At 70.2% G+C, this 14,679-nt stretch carries 13 protein-coding genes; 6 read left to right on the top strand and 7 right to left on the bottom strand.

The features are described from left to right. Nucleotides 1-11: 11 nt before the first annotated feature. Together ACGGCP_RS04630 and ACGGCP_RS04625 are read right to left on the bottom strand one after the other, a co-directional pair. Nucleotides 12-2,483, bottom strand: a complete 2,472-nt coding sequence (locus ACGGCP_RS04630; RefSeq protein WP_392961020.1) for a glycoside hydrolase family 3 protein — start codon at nucleotides 2,481-2,483, stop codon at nucleotides 12-14. 51 nt (nucleotides 2,484-2,534) lie between these two features. Further along, nucleotides 2,535-3,782, bottom strand: coding sequence for an MFS transporter (locus ACGGCP_RS04625; protein ID WP_392961017.1), 1,248 nt, complete (start codon nucleotides 3,780-3,782; stop codon nucleotides 2,535-2,537). 126 nt (nucleotides 3,783-3,908) lie between these two features. On the opposite strand from ACGGCP_RS04625, the gene ACGGCP_RS04620 reads away from it, so the two are divergent. The 5 genes from ACGGCP_RS04620 (at nucleotide 3,909) to ACGGCP_RS04600 (ending at nucleotide 8,138) form a co-directional block, all read left to right on the top strand. Beyond that, a complete protein-coding gene (locus ACGGCP_RS04620; protein WP_392961014.1) occupies nucleotides 3,909-4,496 on the top strand; it encodes a TetR/AcrR family transcriptional regulator in 588 nt (195 codons plus the stop codon). Then, nucleotides 4,493-5,365, top strand: a complete 873-nt coding sequence (locus tag ACGGCP_RS04615) for a putative RNA methyltransferase (RefSeq protein WP_392961011.1) — start codon at nucleotides 4,493-4,495, stop codon at nucleotides 5,363-5,365. The genes ACGGCP_RS04620 and ACGGCP_RS04615 overlap by 4 nt, the downstream gene beginning before the upstream one ends. 133 nt (nucleotides 5,366-5,498) lie before the next feature. Then, entirely contained in the window at nucleotides 5,499-6,335 is an 837-nt protein-coding gene (locus tag ACGGCP_RS04610; RefSeq protein ID WP_392961008.1) for a glutaminyl-peptide cyclotransferase, read from the top strand. Between the two features lie 42 nt (nucleotides 6,336-6,377). Continuing rightward, nucleotides 6,378-6,887: a GNAT family N-acetyltransferase gene (locus ACGGCP_RS04605; RefSeq protein WP_392961006.1), complete on the top strand. Its 510-nt coding sequence runs from the start codon at nucleotides 6,378-6,380 to the stop codon at nucleotides 6,885-6,887. Nucleotides 6,888-6,974: 87 nt separating this feature from the next. After that, complete coding sequence (locus tag ACGGCP_RS04600; protein WP_392961003.1) at nucleotides 6,975-8,138, top strand: hypothetical protein; 1,164 nt, start codon at nucleotides 6,975-6,977, stop codon at nucleotides 8,136-8,138. Nucleotides 8,139-8,173: 35 nt separating this feature from the next. Here the strand turns inward: ACGGCP_RS04600 and ACGGCP_RS04595 are convergent, their stop codons facing one another. Both ACGGCP_RS04595 and ACGGCP_RS04590 read right to left on the bottom strand, forming a co-directional pair. Beyond that, nucleotides 8,174-9,106: a carbohydrate kinase family protein gene (locus ACGGCP_RS04595; protein ID WP_392961000.1), complete on the bottom strand. Its 933-nt coding sequence runs from the start codon at nucleotides 9,104-9,106 to the stop codon at nucleotides 8,174-8,176. Nucleotides 9,107-9,202: 96 nt separating this feature from the next. Further along, on the bottom strand, nucleotides 9,203-10,312 hold the full coding sequence (locus tag ACGGCP_RS04590; protein ID WP_392960997.1) for a hypothetical protein: 1,110 nt from the start codon (nucleotides 10,310-10,312) through the stop codon (nucleotides 9,203-9,205). Between the two features lie 294 nt (nucleotides 10,313-10,606). Here ACGGCP_RS04590 and ACGGCP_RS04585 point away from each other — a divergent pair, with 294 nt between their 5' ends. Beyond that, nucleotides 10,607-11,848, top strand: a complete 1,242-nt coding sequence (locus ACGGCP_RS04585; protein WP_392960994.1) for an ABC transporter substrate-binding protein — start codon at nucleotides 10,607-10,609, stop codon at nucleotides 11,846-11,848. A gap of 69 nt (nucleotides 11,849-11,917) precedes the next feature. Here the strand turns inward: ACGGCP_RS04585 and ACGGCP_RS04580 are convergent, their stop codons facing one another. The 3 genes from ACGGCP_RS04580 to ACGGCP_RS04570 are packed head-to-tail and all read right to left on the bottom strand — an operon-like array spanning nucleotide 11,918 to nucleotide 14,677. Beyond that, nucleotides 11,918-12,754: an ABC transporter ATP-binding protein gene (locus tag ACGGCP_RS04580; protein WP_392960991.1), complete on the bottom strand. Its 837-nt coding sequence runs from the start codon at nucleotides 12,752-12,754 to the stop codon at nucleotides 11,918-11,920. Nucleotides 12,755-12,762: 8 nt separating this feature from the next. Beyond that, nucleotides 12,763-13,644: an ABC transporter ATP-binding protein gene (locus ACGGCP_RS04575; protein ID WP_392960989.1), complete on the bottom strand. Its 882-nt coding sequence runs from the start codon at nucleotides 13,642-13,644 to the stop codon at nucleotides 12,763-12,765. Continuing rightward, on the bottom strand, nucleotides 13,634-14,677 hold the full coding sequence (locus ACGGCP_RS04570) for a branched-chain amino acid ABC transporter permease (RefSeq protein ID WP_392960987.1): 1,044 nt from the start codon (nucleotides 14,675-14,677) through the stop codon (nucleotides 13,634-13,636). The genes ACGGCP_RS04575 and ACGGCP_RS04570 overlap by 11 nt, the downstream gene beginning before the upstream one ends. Nucleotides 14,678-14,679: the final 2 nt, after the last annotated feature.

Raw genomic sequence — 14,679 nt, 5'->3', positions numbered from 1 at the left:
CCGCGCTGTTTCTAGGCCTTGACCTCGGTCTTCACCCGCAGGTCGGCGACGTTCCGGCCCGCGGCCACGCCCCACGTGCCCGGGATCGTCCTCCAGGAGCCCTTCGTCTCGTCCCAGTACTGGAACGAGCGCTCTTCGAGCTCGATCACCACTTCGACGGTCTCGCCCGGCTCGGCTTCGACGGCCTGGAAGCCCGCCAGGCGGTGGGTCTCCACGCCGCCTTCGATCGCGACGCCCGTCTCGGGGGTCAGGTAGACCTGGACGACTTCGCGTCCCTTGACGCCGCCGCTGTTGCGGACCCGGACCTTGACCTGGTTCGCGTCGGTCTCGATCGCCTCGTACTCCCACGAGGTGTAGGAGAGCCCGTGCCCGAACCAGTACGCGGGCTCGTAGCCGTCGCGCTGCTCCCAGGCGCGGTAGCCGATGAAGATCCCCTCGTCGTAGTGGAGTTCGCCGTCAGTGGGCACGACCTGGACGACCGGCGCGTCCTCGAGCCGCCGCGGCCAGGTCGTGGTGAGGCGGCCGCCCGGTTCGGCGCCGAGGAGGACGTCGGCGAGCGCGTGGCCGCCCTCCTGCCCGGGGAACCAGGTCAGGAGGATTGCGGCGACGTCGTCGGACCAGGGCATCTCGACGGGGGAGCCGGTGTTGACGACGACGACCGTGTTCGGGTTGGCTTCGGCGACGGCCGCGACGAGTTCGTCCTGGCGGCCCGGCAGGCGCAGGGAGCGCCGGTCGAAGCCCTCGGATTCGGTGAGCGCGGTCGTGGAGACCACGACGACGGCGACTTCGGCGGCGCGGGCGGCTTCGACGGCCTCGGCGATGAGCCGGTCCTCGTCGGGGCGGGGCCCGGTGTGCATGAGCCCGAACAGGACCGAGGGCGGGAAGCCGGGCGGGAACGCGAACGGCGTGAACTCGAGCCGGACCGGGATCTCCTGGCCCGCTTCGAGTTCGAGGGTCGCGCGCTCGATGCCGGGCCCGAAGAACGCCTCGAACGGGTCGTCGGTCGCGTAGTCCTGGTCGCCGTCGAAGACCGTGTCGCCGCCGATGACGAGCTTGTGGTGCCCGAGGCCGCGCGTGCCGAAGACGTGCGCGCCGGTCTCGGTCACGGTGAAGACGCCTTCGAGGACGGCGTGGCTGAACTCGTCCTGCGGGAGGTCGCCGGGCAGGTACCCCATCCACTTGACGTCGCCGTTGGCGAGCGGGTCCGGCGCGAGCGCGGTGCCGTCCTTCCGCACGGGCCGCACGTCGAGGTCGAAGCCCTTGCTCGCGGCCTGGATCTGCTCGAAGAGGTCGACGCCCTGCGCGTACTGGACGCGGTCGCCGAGGGCCTCGCGCAGGCCTTCGAGCGGGGAGACGACGCGGGTCGGGAAGACGGTGGCGGAGCCGCCGCCGAGGACGCGGGCCTCCTCGGCAGCGGGGCCGATGAGGGCGAGCCGCCCGATCGCGTCGGCGCTCAGGGGGAGGACCGGCGCTTCGCCGCCCTCGGGCGCGTCGTTCTGCGCGAGCACGAAGGAGCGCTGGGCGATCTCGCGAAGCAGCGCTTCGGGATCGGCGATCGCGTCGAGCCGCTCGTCGACCGCCGCGCGGACGCCTTCGAGGGCGCCGACGCGGGCGGCGAGGGTGAGCATGCGGCGCACCGCGTCGTCGACGTGGCGCTCGCTGGTGCGGCCGTCGCGGACGGCCGCGACGAGTTCGGCGCCGTACACGGTGAACGGTCCGGGCATGGCGAGGTCGAGCCCGGCTTCGATGCCCTCGACGGTGTGGCGGGCCGCGCCCCAGTCGGAGACGTTGAAGCCGTCGAACCCGAACTCGTCGCGCAGGACCGCCATGAGCTCCTTGTGCGCGGTCATGGTGTGGCCGTTGACGGAGTTGTAGGCGGTCATGACGCCCCACGGGCGCACGGCGGCGGTGATCATCTCGAAGGGACGCAAGTACAGTTCGCGCAGCGCCCGCTCGCCGATGACGTTGTCCACGGTGAACCGGTCGGTCTCGGCGTCGTTGCCCACGTAGTGCTTCATGGTGGTGCCGACGCCGCACTCCTGGACCCCGGCCACGTAGGCCTGGGCGATGCGTCCGGTCAGGTACGGGTCCTCGCTGAACGCCTCGAAGTGGCGGCCGCCCAGCGGGGAGCGGTGCAGGTTGATGGTCGGCGCGAGCAGGACGTCCACGTCCTTGCGGCGGGACTCGGCCGCGAGGAGGTTCCCGATGCGGCGCACCAGCTCCGGGTCCCACGAGGCCGCCTGCGCGGTCGGGCTCGGCAGTGCCAGGGACGGGTCCGCGACGGTCCAGAAGCGGCCGCGCACGCCGATCGGCCCGTCGGAGACGGTCATCGACCGCAGCCCCGCTTCGGGCACGGGGATGGTGCGCCACATGTCGAGCCCGGCCAGCAGGTCGGCCTTCGTCTCCAGGTCCATCTTCGCCAGGGCCGCCTCGACGGCCTCGGCGTACTCGGGTCGGTCGGCCGGGATGGTCCAGTCGCTCATGCCTTCGCCTTTCTGTGGTGTGTCATATCGGTTCGTATCAGGATTCATCGGTCACCGCACCCGCTTGACGCGGAGCACGCTCAGCGACCCGCACACGGCGACGCATGCGGCGGCCGCGAACAGCAGCGTGTAGTTCGCGCCGCCGCCCACGGCGAGGACGGCGGTCGCGACGACGGGCAGGATGACCTGCGGGAACCCGTTCGCGAGGTTCGCGACGCCGAGGTCCTTCGCGGGTTCGGCCGGGTTCGGGAGGGTCTGGAAGACGAGCACGGCGTCGACGGCGGCGAACAGCCCGCCCGAGACGGCGAGCACGAGCTGCGCGGCCCAGATCATCGGCAGGCTCGGCGCGGACGCGAGCAGCACCAGCCCGGTCGCGGTGATGAGCCCGGAGGCGATGAAGAGGGGCCTGCGCCGCCCGATCCGGTCCGAGAGCCAGCCGCCGAACAGGGCCACCGCGGTCTGCAGCGCGTAGCTCACGAGGAAGAGCACGCCCACGACGCCGCCCGCCTCGGCCGCGCTCAGGTCGAGCCGCGCGGCGGTGAAGTACACCATGTAGATCATCGGCGCGGACCCGCCGAAGACGAGCAGGAACTTCGCCAGCCAGACCCACCCGAAGTCCGGGTGGCGGCGCGGGTTGAACCAGAATGTCGACCCGATCGCCTTGAGCGAGAAGCGCTCTCGCGGTGCCTCGACTCGCGGGTCCTTGAACGCGAGCACGAACTGCGCGGCCAGCGCGATCGCGAGCGCGCACGGGACCATGAACATGAGCAGCGTGTCCTGGGTGACCGCCGCCAGCCCGGATCCGGCGAGGATGCCGCCGGTGACGGCCGCGCCGAACGCGCCCGAGACGCGGCCCTGGTCCTTCGCGGGCACCTGGTCCGGGATCGACGCCATCGTCCCGGCGAGGGCCGCGTTGAATCCGGCCTGCGCGAGTGCCCACCCGAAGACCAGCGCCCACACCTCGGGGACGAGCGCGACGACCGCGATCCCGGCCGTGCCGACGGCGATGCCCCCGGCGATCCAGGGCCTGCGGCGGCCGAAGCGCGAGCGCGTCAGGTCCGAGAGCCGCCCCCACAGCGGCCCGCCGAACATCCCGACGGCGGCGCCGACGCTGAGGACCATCGCGTAGACGGCCTCGTAATCGTCCCCGGCGACCGCTTCGACGCGGATGGCGAGCGTGACGATCGAGGGCGTCATGAGCGCGGTCCACAGCCCCCAGTTCGACAGGGCGGCGCGCACGACGAACCCGCGCGGGGCGGCCAAAGGCCTTGCGGGCGTTGGGGTCACGTCGAGCGCCATCGGGCCGCTCCTCTGCGCTGAGGGGTGTTCACGCTTCGGAGTCTGCCACAACTACCGAGTGATCGGTAGATTTGGTTACCGAACTGTGACACTCTATGCTGGAGCACCCGACCCAGGAAGCACCCGATGCCGAGCACGCAGCACAGCACCCGCGGCCAGGCCCGCCGCGACGAGATCGTGCGGGCCGCGATCGAGGTCATCGCCGAACGCGGCTACCGGGGCGCGAGCCTCGCCGCCGTCGCCGAGAAGGTCGGCCTCACCCAGCAGGGCCTCCTCCACTACTTCCCGAGCAAGGAAGCGCTGCTCATCGGCGTGCTCCTCATGCGCGAACGCTGGGACTCCGGCGGCCGGGACGTCATCGCCGAGCCCATGACCATGGCTGCCCACCAGGGCGTCGTCGAGGCCAACGCCCACCGCGAGGCGATCGTGCGCACCTTCTCGGCGCTCCTCGGCGAGTCCGTCACCGAGGACCACCCCGCCGCCGAGTTCTTCAAGCACCGCTACCGGCGCGTCCGCGAGGCCTACACCGCGAGCCTGCGCCAGGAATGGGGTGACCGGCTCCCGTCCGGACTCACCCCGGAGGAAGCCGCGCCGCTCCTCATCGCGATCATGGACGGTCTCCAGTTCCAGTGGCTCCACGAGCCCGAGTCGTTCGACATGCCCGCAGCGTTCAGGGCCTTCGTCCGGCTACTCGATCCGAAAGCGGCCGAATGACTCTCCCTGCCCTCGACGCGCTGGCCTGCCCGAACTGCGCGCAGCCGCTCGCCCAGGCCGACCGGCGGCTCTCCTGCCCCGAAGGCCACTCGTTCGACCTCGCCAAGCAGGGCTACGCGCCGCTCCTCGCCCCCGGGTCGAACACCACGACCGGCGACACGGCCGAGCAGATCGCCAACCGCGAGGACTTCCTCGACTCCGGCGTCTACGACCGGCTCATGGCCGCCGTCGCCAGCGCCTCGGTGACCGACGCCCCCGGCGTGGTCATCGAACCCGGCTGCGGCACGGGCCATTACCTCGCCGCCGCGCTCGCGGCCGACCCGTCCCGGGACGGCATCGGGCTCGACACCTCGAAGTATGCGCTGCGCCGCTGCGCCAAGCGCGTCATCGCGGGAGACGAACCGCGGCGAGACGCCGGAACTCAAGGGCGTCTCGCCGCGGTGCTCGCCGACGCGTGGCAGCGGCTGCCGATTCGCGACGGCGCGGCCGCCGCGGTCCTCAACGTCTTCGCCCCCCGCAACGCCGACGAGATCGCGCGCGTACTCCACCCACGAGGAGCACTCGTGGTCCTCACCCCCCGGCAGGACCACCTGCGCGAACTCGTCGACGCCTTGGACATGCTGAGCGTCGACCCCGCGAAACCGCAGCGGACCGCCGACCAGCTCGGGACCCTCTTCGAGGCCGAGCGGACCGACGAGATCACGTATGCGATCGGTCTGGGACACAACGAGGTCCTGCGGCTCGTCGGGATGGGCCCGAGCGCCCGCCACCTCGACGCCGCCGGGCTCGCCGCGGCCGTCGCCGCGCTGCCCGAGAAGGTCGAGGTCACCGTCTCGGCCGAAGTGACCCGGTGGCGCAGGAAGCACTGACGGAATTCGATCTCCCCTGTGCGCCACCGGGAGCCCCCCGGCTGAACCCGTGCCCGATGCGAGCACTTGTCCTCGTTTGTGTTGACCAGTACGGTACGAACTGTCACCCCTGAACCGGCTGGAGATGAGATCAGTGTTCGATGAGAAACGCGCGACGCGGCGCGGCCTGGCGCTCGGCGCGGCCGGGCTCCTGGCCCTCGCCGGGTGCGGCACCGGCGAGGCCGAAGCGGTGGACGAGGTCGACGCGACCGACGCCGCGGGCGTCGAGTCGCTGAAGGTCGAGGTCGTCGAGACCTACGACCACGACGCGGGCTCCTTCACGCAGGGCCTCCAGCTCGCCGAGCACCCGACCTACGGCAGCGTCCTCTACGAGAGCGCCGGCCTCTACGGCGAATCCGACGTGCGCATCACCGACCCCGGCACCGGCGACGTGCTCGCGACCCAGGACCTCCCGGCCGAGCAGTTCGCCGAAGGCCTCACCCTCACCGACACCGACCTGTGGCAGATCACCTGGCAGGAGCACACGGCCCACCGGCGCGACCCCGTCACGCTCGACATCGTCGAATCCGTCTCGTACGAAGGCGAAGGCTGGGGGATCTGCTACGACGGCGCCCAGCTCGTCATGAGCGACGGCTCCTCGACCCTGACCTTCCGCGACCCGAAGACCTTCGCGCCCACCGGCACCGTCGACGTCACCCTCGACGGCGAGCCGGTCGCCCAGATCAACGAGCTCGAATGCGTCGACGGCCAGGTCTGGGCGAACCTCTGGCAGACCGACCAGATCGTCCGCATCGACCCCGCCACGGGCGAGGTCGTCGCGGTCGTCGACGCCGCGGGGCTCCTCCCCGAAGAGGACTCGGCCGGAGCCGACGTCCTCAACGGCATCGCCGCCGCCGAGGAGGAAGGCGCCTTCTACCTCACCGGCAAGCACTGGCCCAAGCTCTTCCTGGTGCGCTTCACACCCGCATAAAACAGTTTCGCGACCGGCCGGGACTGCGGTAGCGTCCCGGCCGTGACTCCCGTACTCCGCACCGAACGACTCGTCCTCGAACCCTATGTCCGCGAGGACGAAGCGGACTTCGTCGCCCTCTTCCAGGACACCCGCGTCTCGCAGTGGATGGGCGAGGGCCCCGACACCGAGGAGAACGACCGCGCCCTGTTCGGCCGCGTCTTCACCAAGGTCTACGCCACGAACGCCTTCGACGTGTGGGCCGTGCGCGAGAACGGCCTCTACGTCGGCCACGCCGAGATCAAGCACACCGAGGACGCCGGCGGCCACGAGCTCATCTACGCCCTCGCCGCGGACGCCTGGGGCCGCGGCCTCGGCACCGAACTCGCCCAAGGGATCATCGACTACGGCTTCGACGCGCTCGGACTCGCCGAAGTCCACGCCACCATCGCCGAACCGAACACCGCCTCGATCGCGGTCATGGAGAAACTCGGATTCGCGCACCTCCGCGACATTCCCGAAGCAGACGGCAGCACCACCAAACACATGGTGCTGAAGCGCCCCGGCGCGTAGGGGACCGCGCACGCACCGTCCTGAGTGAACAGATCCGGGGCGAATGCGGGAATTGCGCGGAGGGTTCGGGTAGGCCATGATGAGGTCATGGCCATCACACCCCTGGACCGATTGCTGGAGTACAAGATGCACCTCTTGACCGACTCCCGGCAGCCCCGCGCCTACGCCACCTGGTGGCAGGACCTCACCACCGCGGCCTTCTCCGCGTGGTTCTTCGGCGGCCTCATCCTCGACGTCAACGCCCACGCCCGCGGCTGGGCCGAGTCGTTCTTCACCTGGTGGCACCTGGCGTTCTACACCGGCTTCTTCGCCACCGCCGCCTGGATCGCCTGGATGTTCCTCCGCGCCCACCGAGCCGACGGCCGCACCGGCATGGCCGCCGTCCCGCACGGCTACGGCCCCGCCGTCGTCGGCGTGCCGCTCTTCCTCGTCTCCGGCATCGCCGACATGATCTGGCACGAGGTGCTCGGCGTCGAGACCAGCCTCGCGATCCTCTTCAGCCCTTCGCATCTGACGCTCGCGGCGGGCGGCGTGCTCATCGTCGCCGCGCCCCTGCTCTCGGCCTGGCGGCGGGCCGCGCTCAACGCCGAACCCGAGCCGATCCCGCTGGAAGCCCGCATGGCCGCGCCCGCGCTCTCCCTCGGCTACATCACGACCGCGCTCGTGCTCTTCCTCGCCTACCTCGTGCCCCACACGAACCCGCCCGCCGCGGTCGCCGCCGCCCTGCAGGGCCCGAACGTCTTCGAGGGCTTCCCGGTGGCGGGCATCGTGTTCACGACGGTGCTCGTGCTCGCGCTGGCGGTGCTCATGACCGGCCGGTTCCGGCTCCCGCTGGGGTTCTTCACCGTCGCGTTCGCGTACCCGGCGGTCATGGCCGGGGCCTACACGGGCTTCGAGTACGGCGGGTACGTCTGGATCTTCCTGCTCTCGGGCGCGTGGCTGGACTTCCTGATCTGGCTGGTACGGCCCGAACTGCGCCGCCGCCGCGACCTGCTCGTGCTCGCCGGGGCCTGGGCGGTGCCGATCTGGGCCGCGTTCCTCATCAGTACTGGAGCGGCGACCGGGGTCTGGCCCGCCGCCGAGATCGGGCTGGGCGCGCCTGTCGTCGCGGCCGTGGTCGGCGGGCTGTTCATGCTCGTGGTCCAGCCCGAGCGGCGTGACTACGTGCCGCCGGTCCCGGTCGAGCCGTCGCCGTTCGACGACGTGATCGCCCGCGCGAAGGCCATGACCGCCAACAAGCCCGCCGAATAGCGGACGGCCCCGGCGCGGAGCCGGGGCCGATCGTTCTACTGCTGCAGCGCCGCGAGGCTGGCGGTCATCAGCGCCTCGTCGATGAGCGCGGTGCTCGTGCCCTTCGTGCGGCACGCGTACGCGCCCGAGACGCGGCCCGCGTCGATCGCGGCGGCGAGGTCGCCGCCCTTGGCCCGCGCCCACAGGAGGCCCGAGACGAACGCGTCGCCCGCGCCGTTGGAGTCGACCGGCGCCCAGTCGGCCCAGGCCGGGACTGTCGGGGCGAGCTCGGCGACCGGGTCGATCGCGTCGTAGCGCTCGAGGGAGCCGCCGCGTTCGAGGACGTACCCGCCGTGCTCGCCGTCGGTGGCGATGACGACCGAGGCGCGGCCGTTGTCGAGGATCCAGCGCATGGCCTTTTCGGGGTCCCCGCCGAGCTTCGTGGCGGACAGGGTCACGAGGTCGGCGCGAAGGGCGAACTCCTTCTGGTGCTCGGCCTCGCCGTCCCAGGCGTGCAGGTCGGTCGAGACGGTGACGCCTTCGGGGATGGCGGTGAGCACGTCGCGGGTGTGGTTGGGGATCGAGACGTGGACGTGCTTCGCCTCGGCCACATGGGGTCCGAAGAACTCGGCGGGCATCCGCAGGTCGCCGTCGTGTCGGTAGTCGTAGAAGGAGTAGCGGCGCCCGCCCGCGTCGACGAGGTTCACCGACCGCGAGGTGCCGTTGGGGGAGACGAGGTGCCGGAAGTCGAGGCCGTGCTCCTCGTAGTGGCGCAGGACGAGGCGGCCCTGCTCGTCGTCGCCGATGTAGTCGATGAAGCGGGTGGCGAGCCCGAGGTGGAGGCAGCCGAGCGCGACGCCGTTCCCGGTGTGCGCCACGTAGTCGTAGATCGGTTCCACGCCGAGGGAGTCGCCTTCGCCGATCGCGATCTCGGGGACGCGCACGATGGTGTCGACGCCGACGCCGCCGACGACCAGGATGTCGAGCATATGTTTGCTTCCTTTGCAAGAAATTGCAGAATGGAACGGAAATGATTGCAGGACTCGACCTTAGGCCGGGTCCCGCAATCGGTCAAGTCCGATCCTCTACCGGATCGCGACCTTCCCGCGCCGGATCGCGTAGGCGAGGGTCGCCGCGCCGAGCGCCGGGCCCCAGATGTAGAACGGGAAGCCCCAGACGATGTCGAGCGCGTCCTGCCGGATGCCCAGCGCCACTGTGGGCACCGCCATGAACGTGAACATCGCGGCCATGATCGAGGCGGGGACGATCGCGACCATCGGCGGCACCGGGCGGCCCTTGACCGCGAACATCCAGAACGGCCAGCGCTCGCCCCACTTCTGGGTCAGGCCCAGGCACAGCACGCCGCCGCCGAGCGCGGCGAAGCCGAGCAGCAGGCCCCAGACCCGGATCTCGAGCGGGAACGCCGCGTCGTCGTCGATCGGGCCGCCCACCCACGGCCACGGGGTCAGCCAGGTCATCCGGACCAGGCCGTAGGGGAGCGCGCACGCGAACGCGGTCCAGGCGGCGGCCCGGCCCCACTTGGCGGCGTTCTCCGGTGCGAGGCAGGCGGGCGCGGGCTCGCCCTCGCGGCGTGTCAGGACCAGCTGTAGGGTCAGCGCCGCCCAGATCGCGCCGCCGGCGAACGTCCAGACCTGCGTGAAGAGGTAGCCGCTGAGCCCGGCCATGGTGCCGCCCAGCTCTTTCGCGAACCCGCCGACTGCCGCGTAGTCGACGGTGCCGGTGACGCCGAGTCCGATGAGGACCGCCGCGATCACGAATGCGGTGGCGATCCTGGCGGCCGCGCCGCGCGCGAGCAGGACCGGCACGGTGACGGCCCCGATCGGGATCAGGAACGCCGCCAGGTACCCGGCGAACGAGATCGGCGAGATGGTCGTCAGCAGCATCCCGAAGACCACGGCGTAGAGCGCCGTCAGCGGCCACAGCCGCGGCTTGGCGCGGGCGATGAGGAGCCCGCCGAGCCCGGCCGCGAGGAGCGCGGCGGGCGCGATCCAGTCGGGAACCGAAGCGGGGAGCGGGATCGTCGGGTCGTGCAGGTCGTGCGAGTACGGACCCCCTTCAGGGTCCAGCAGCTGCCACAGCCCGATCGGGAGGGCCATGAGCGACCAGAGGAAGGCGGCGAGCACGGTCGCCCTGACGAGTCGGGTGGGCCGCATCTGCGGCGTTGTCGTTGTCATGCTTACAGATTCGCGGTTTCGCGGGCCGAATCCCTCCCGCGAGCGGGCGAGCGGGCTCCCCTGGCGGGGGCGTTCGCGCTCCCCCGGGCGGGGGAGCGGATGTCGTCTGGCCGCAACACCGCAGACCTGCGATTGCAATACCTGTACGAGAAGGTCACGGACTCATCACAAACAGGATGGGGTGTGGTCACGACCTCTGCCATCGCCACTCTGACTGCCATAGTGTGTAACTCGGATCACGCAAACCTCCAAGTCTTTGCCGCGTGTCCTCTCGAACAAAACCTAGGAGCAACCATGTCTCGCTTTCCCCGAGCACTGCTGGCAGCCGCCACAGCGGGTATCACAGCGCTCTCGCTCACCGCTTGCGGCGACGATTCCGGATCCGGCAGCACCGACTGCGAAAGCGACGCGTTGAAGATCGGCACGATCCTGCCGCAGACCGGCTCGCTCGCGTTCCTCGGCCCGCCCGAGTTCGCCGGCGTCGACCTGGCCATCAAGGAGATCAACGAGGCGGGCGGCGTCCTCGGCTGCGACGCCTCGGTCATCCACCAGGACTCCGGCGACACCACCTCGCCGATCGCCAGCGAATCGGCCGACGCGCTCATCCGCCAGGGCGTCCACACCGTCATCGGCGCCGCCTCCTCCAGCGTGTCGCTCAGCTTCATCGACAAGCTCTACCAGGAGGGGATCGTCCAGATCTCCCCGGCGAACACCTCGCCCGAGTTCACCACCTACGCCAACGGCGACTACTACTTCCGCACCGCGCCCTCGGACGTCCTGCAGGGCCGCGTCCTCGCCGACACGATCATCCAGGACGGCCACGAGAAGATCGTCATCCTGGCGCTCCAGGACTCCTACGGCACCGGCCTCGCCACCGCCGTCGAGGAGAACTTCACCGAGTTCGGCGGCGAAGTGATCGACACGATCATCTACGACCCGGCCGCGACCGAGTTCTCCGCCGAAGCCGGCCAGGTCGCCGACTCCGGCGCCGACGCCGTCGTCCTCATCACCTTCAACGAGATCGTGAACCTCGCCCCGGCCCTCGCCGAAGAAGGCATGGGCGCGCAGGACCTCGGCTGGTACTTCGTCGACGGCAACCTCTCCAACTACGGCGACCAGTTCCCCGCCGGCTTCCTGGAGGGCGCCAAGGGCACCTACCCGGGCGCCGACACCGCCGGCATCCAGGAGCGCCTCCTCGAGGTCGACCCCGAGCTGACCGACTTCACCTACGGCCCCGAGTCCTACGACGCCACCGTGCTCGCGGCCCTCGCCGCCGTCCAGGGCGGCAAGGTCGACTCCGAGACCATCAAGGACAACCTGATCGACGTCAGCCGCGAGGGCACCAAGTGCAGCGGCTTCACCGAGTGCGCCGCGCTCCTCGAAGACGGCGAGGACATCGACTACGAGGGCTACTCCGGGCCCATCGAGTTCTCCCCTGAAGGCGACGTGTCCGCCGCGACCATCGGCGTCTTCCAGTACAAGGCCGACAACACCTTCGAGAACCTCACCTACACCTTCGGCGACCTCGAAGAATAAGCACCACCAGTAGAAACGGCGATGCCCCTCGGGACCACAGGACCCGAGGGGCATCGCCTTATCCGTGTTCTAGCGAGCCTTCCCCAGCGTGCCCAGGTACAGCTCGACCACCTTCGGATCGTCGATGAGGCTCGCACCCGGACCCGTGTAGGCACTGCGGCCCTGGTCCAGGACGTAACCCCGGTCGCAGATCTGGAGGCACCGCCGAGCGTTCTGCTCGACCATGACCACCGTGACACCCGTCTGGTTGATCTGCTTGGTATTGAAGAACACCTCGTCCTGCATCGCCGGGGACAGCCCCGCCGACGGCTCGTCGAGCAGCAGCACCGACGGCTCCATCATGAGCGCCCGGCCCATCGCCACCATCTGCCGCTCCCCGCCCGAGAGCGAACCCGCTCGCTGCGAGCGCCGCTCCCCGAGGATCGGGAACAGGTCCGTCACGAACGCGAACCGCTCCCTGAAGGCCCTGGGCCGCAAGAATACCCCCATCTCGAGGTTCTCCTCCACGGTGAGGGTCGGGAAGACGTTGTTCGTCTGCGGCACGAAGCCCACGCCCAGCGGCACCAGCTGGTGCGCCTTCCGGTTCGTGATCTCCTTCCCCCGCAGCGTCACCGTGCCCGAGGTGATCCCCACGAGCCCGAACATCGCCTTCAGCAGCGTCGACTTCCCGGCCCCGTTCGGACCGATGATGCCGACCAGCTCGCCTTCCTTCGCGTACAGGTCGGTGCCGTTCAGGATCGACACGCCCGGCAGGTACCCGGCCTGGACCTCGTCGACGCGCAGCAGCGCGTCCCCCGAAGCCGCCAGGTGCCCCTCCCGGGAGCACACCTCCGTGTCCGACTCCGGCGTGTCCTCAAGCGGCACGCCGGTCGGGCCGATACCGGCCCCGGTCTCGTTGTCGCTCATGTCGTCTCCTAACGCTGAGCCGCGTCGTGGTGGGCGCCCAGGTACGCGTCGATGACCCGCCGGTCCGCCGAGATCTGGTCCGGCGTGCCCTCCGTGATCAGCTGACCGGCCGCCATCACCGCCACCCAGTCCGCGATCTCGTGCACCATGTCCATGTCGTGCTCCACGAACAGGACCGTCATCCCGTCCTCGCGCAGGTCCTTGATGTGCTCCAGCAGCGACTGCTTCAACGCCGGGTTCACACCGGCCATCGGCTCGTCGAGCATCACCATCTTCGGATCCAGCATGAGCGCCCGCGCCATCTCCAGCAGCTTGCGCTGGCCGCCCGAGAGCTCCCCGGCGTAGTCGTCGCGCTTGTCGACGAGCTTGAACCGCTCCAGCAGCTCCATGGCCTTGGCGCGGTTCGCCGCCTCCTGCGACTTCCACAGCGGCGGAATGAGACCGGCCCAGAACTTCTCGCCGAGCTGCTCGCCCGCGCCGATGAGCATGTTGTCCATGACGGTCATGCGGGTGAGCGCCTTCGTCAGCTGGAACGTGCGGACCATGCCCGCCCGCGCCACCTGGTACGAGCGCATCCGGTCCGCGCGGCGGCCGTCGAACACCCACTCGCCCTTGCTCGGCCGGTCGAAACCGGTGAGCAGGTTGAAGAACGTCGTCTTGCCCGCGCCGTTCGGCCCGATGAGCGCCGTGATCGTGCCCCGCTGGACCTCCAGGTGCGCCACATCCACGGCCACGAGGCCGCCGAACGCCCGGCGTACGCCCGTCGCGTTCAGGATCGCGTCCTGCTTCGGCGCACCCGGCTCGGGCGGCACGTCCGCGAGTGACGCGCGCGCCGCCGCGATCCCGGCCCTGGTCTGCTCCGGCTGCTCGCCGTTGTCGTTATCGGACATCGAGCATCAGCTCCCTTCGGTTGCCGAGGATGCCCTGCGGCCGGAAGATCAGCAGCAGGACCATGCCGAGGCCCAGCAGGAAGAACACGAGCGGCCCCACCTGCGTCTGGCTGAGCGTCTCGGCCGAGATCGCCCCGGACGTGATCGCCTGGCTCAGGCCCTGCGCCAAGACGTTGTACAGGAACCAGAACAGCGCCGCGCCGAGCACGGGCCCGAACAGCCGGGCCGCGCCGCCGAGGATGAGGACCACGTAGAAGTAGAACGTGAAGTCCGTCGAGAACGTGTCCGGCTGGACGTTCGCGCGGCTGAACGCGAACACGAAACCCGCCACCGCACCGATGAGACCGCCGATGACCAGCGCCTGCATCTTGTACGAGAACACGTTCTTGCCCAGGCTCCGCACCGCTTCCTCGTCCTCGCGGATGCCCTTGAGCACACGCCCCCACGGGCTGTGCACGAGCAGGCCGAGGATCACCAGGAACACCGCGATGAGCGCCCAGCCCACCGTCATGACCCACAGGTCGCGGCTCGAGTACTGGAGGTCGAACAGTCCGAAGTCGACGTACAGGCGGCCGCTCTCCATCGAGACGAAGCCGAACGTCCACGTCGCATCGGGCGGGAACGGGCTCATCGCGAAGAACGGGTCCGAGAACTCCCGCAGACCGTCCGAGCCGCCCGTCGTGTCCGACCACACCGTGGCCCGGAACAGCCGCCGCACGATCTCGGCCGCCGCGATCGTGACGATCGCCAGATAGTCCGCCCTGAGGCGCAGCGTCGGAATACCCATCAAGAGCGCCAACACCACAGCCGCACCGAGGCCGATGACGATGCCCCACCAGAACGGCAGGCCGAACGACGCCACCGACAGCGCGAGGCCGTACGCCCCGACCGCCGCGAACGCCGCCTGACCGAAGTTGAGCAGGCCCGTGTACCCGAACTGCAGGTTGAGGCCGATCGCGCCGAGCGCGTACACGACCATGGTCGGGCCGATGGCCTGCGTGAGCGCCTGGCTGAAGACGAAGTGCCAATCCATTT

The organism is Glycomyces sp. NPDC048151 (assembly GCF_043202775.1).
Lineage (GTDB): Bacteria > Actinomycetota > Actinomycetes > Mycobacteriales > Micromonosporaceae > Glycomyces.
Note: the sequence above shows the minus strand (reverse complement) of the source record. Positions and strands in the feature narration are given on the sequence as shown.

Bases quoted from the DNA above. Each gene is read 5' to 3' on its own strand.
- ACGGCP_RS04625 (WP_392961017.1), bottom strand. From the start codon at position 3,782: ATGGCGCTCGACGTGACCCCAACGCCCGCAAGGCCTTTGGCCGCCCCG.
- ACGGCP_RS04615 (WP_392961011.1), top strand. From the start codon at position 4,493: ATGACTCTCCCTGCCCTCGACGCGCTGGCCTGCCCGAACTGCGCGCAG.
- ACGGCP_RS04590 (WP_392960997.1), bottom strand. From the start codon at position 10,312: ATGACAACGACAACGCCGCAGATGCGGCCCACCCGACTCGTCAGGGCG.
- ACGGCP_RS04595 (WP_392961000.1), bottom strand. From the start codon at position 9,106: ATGCTCGACATCCTGGTCGTCGGCGGCGTCGGCGTCGACACCATCGTG.
- ACGGCP_RS04570 (WP_392960987.1), bottom strand. From the start codon at position 14,677: ATGGATTGGCACTTCGTCTTCAGCCAGGCGCTCACGCAGGCCATCGGC.
- ACGGCP_RS04580 (WP_392960991.1), bottom strand. From the start codon at position 12,754: ATGAGCGACAACGAGACCGGGGCCGGTATCGGCCCGACCGGCGTGCCG.
- ACGGCP_RS04600 (WP_392961003.1), top strand. From the start codon at position 6,975: ATGGCCATCACACCCCTGGACCGATTGCTGGAGTACAAGATGCACCTC.
- ACGGCP_RS04575 (WP_392960989.1), bottom strand. From the start codon at position 13,644: ATGTCCGATAACGACAACGGCGAGCAGCCGGAGCAGACCAGGGCCGGG.
- ACGGCP_RS04630 (WP_392961020.1), bottom strand. From the start codon at position 2,483: ATGAGCGACTGGACCATCCCGGCCGACCGACCCGAGTACGCCGAGGCC.
- ACGGCP_RS04620 (WP_392961014.1), top strand. From the start codon at position 3,909: ATGCCGAGCACGCAGCACAGCACCCGCGGCCAGGCCCGCCGCGACGAG.
- ACGGCP_RS04585 (WP_392960994.1), top strand. From the start codon at position 10,607: ATGTCTCGCTTTCCCCGAGCACTGCTGGCAGCCGCCACAGCGGGTATC.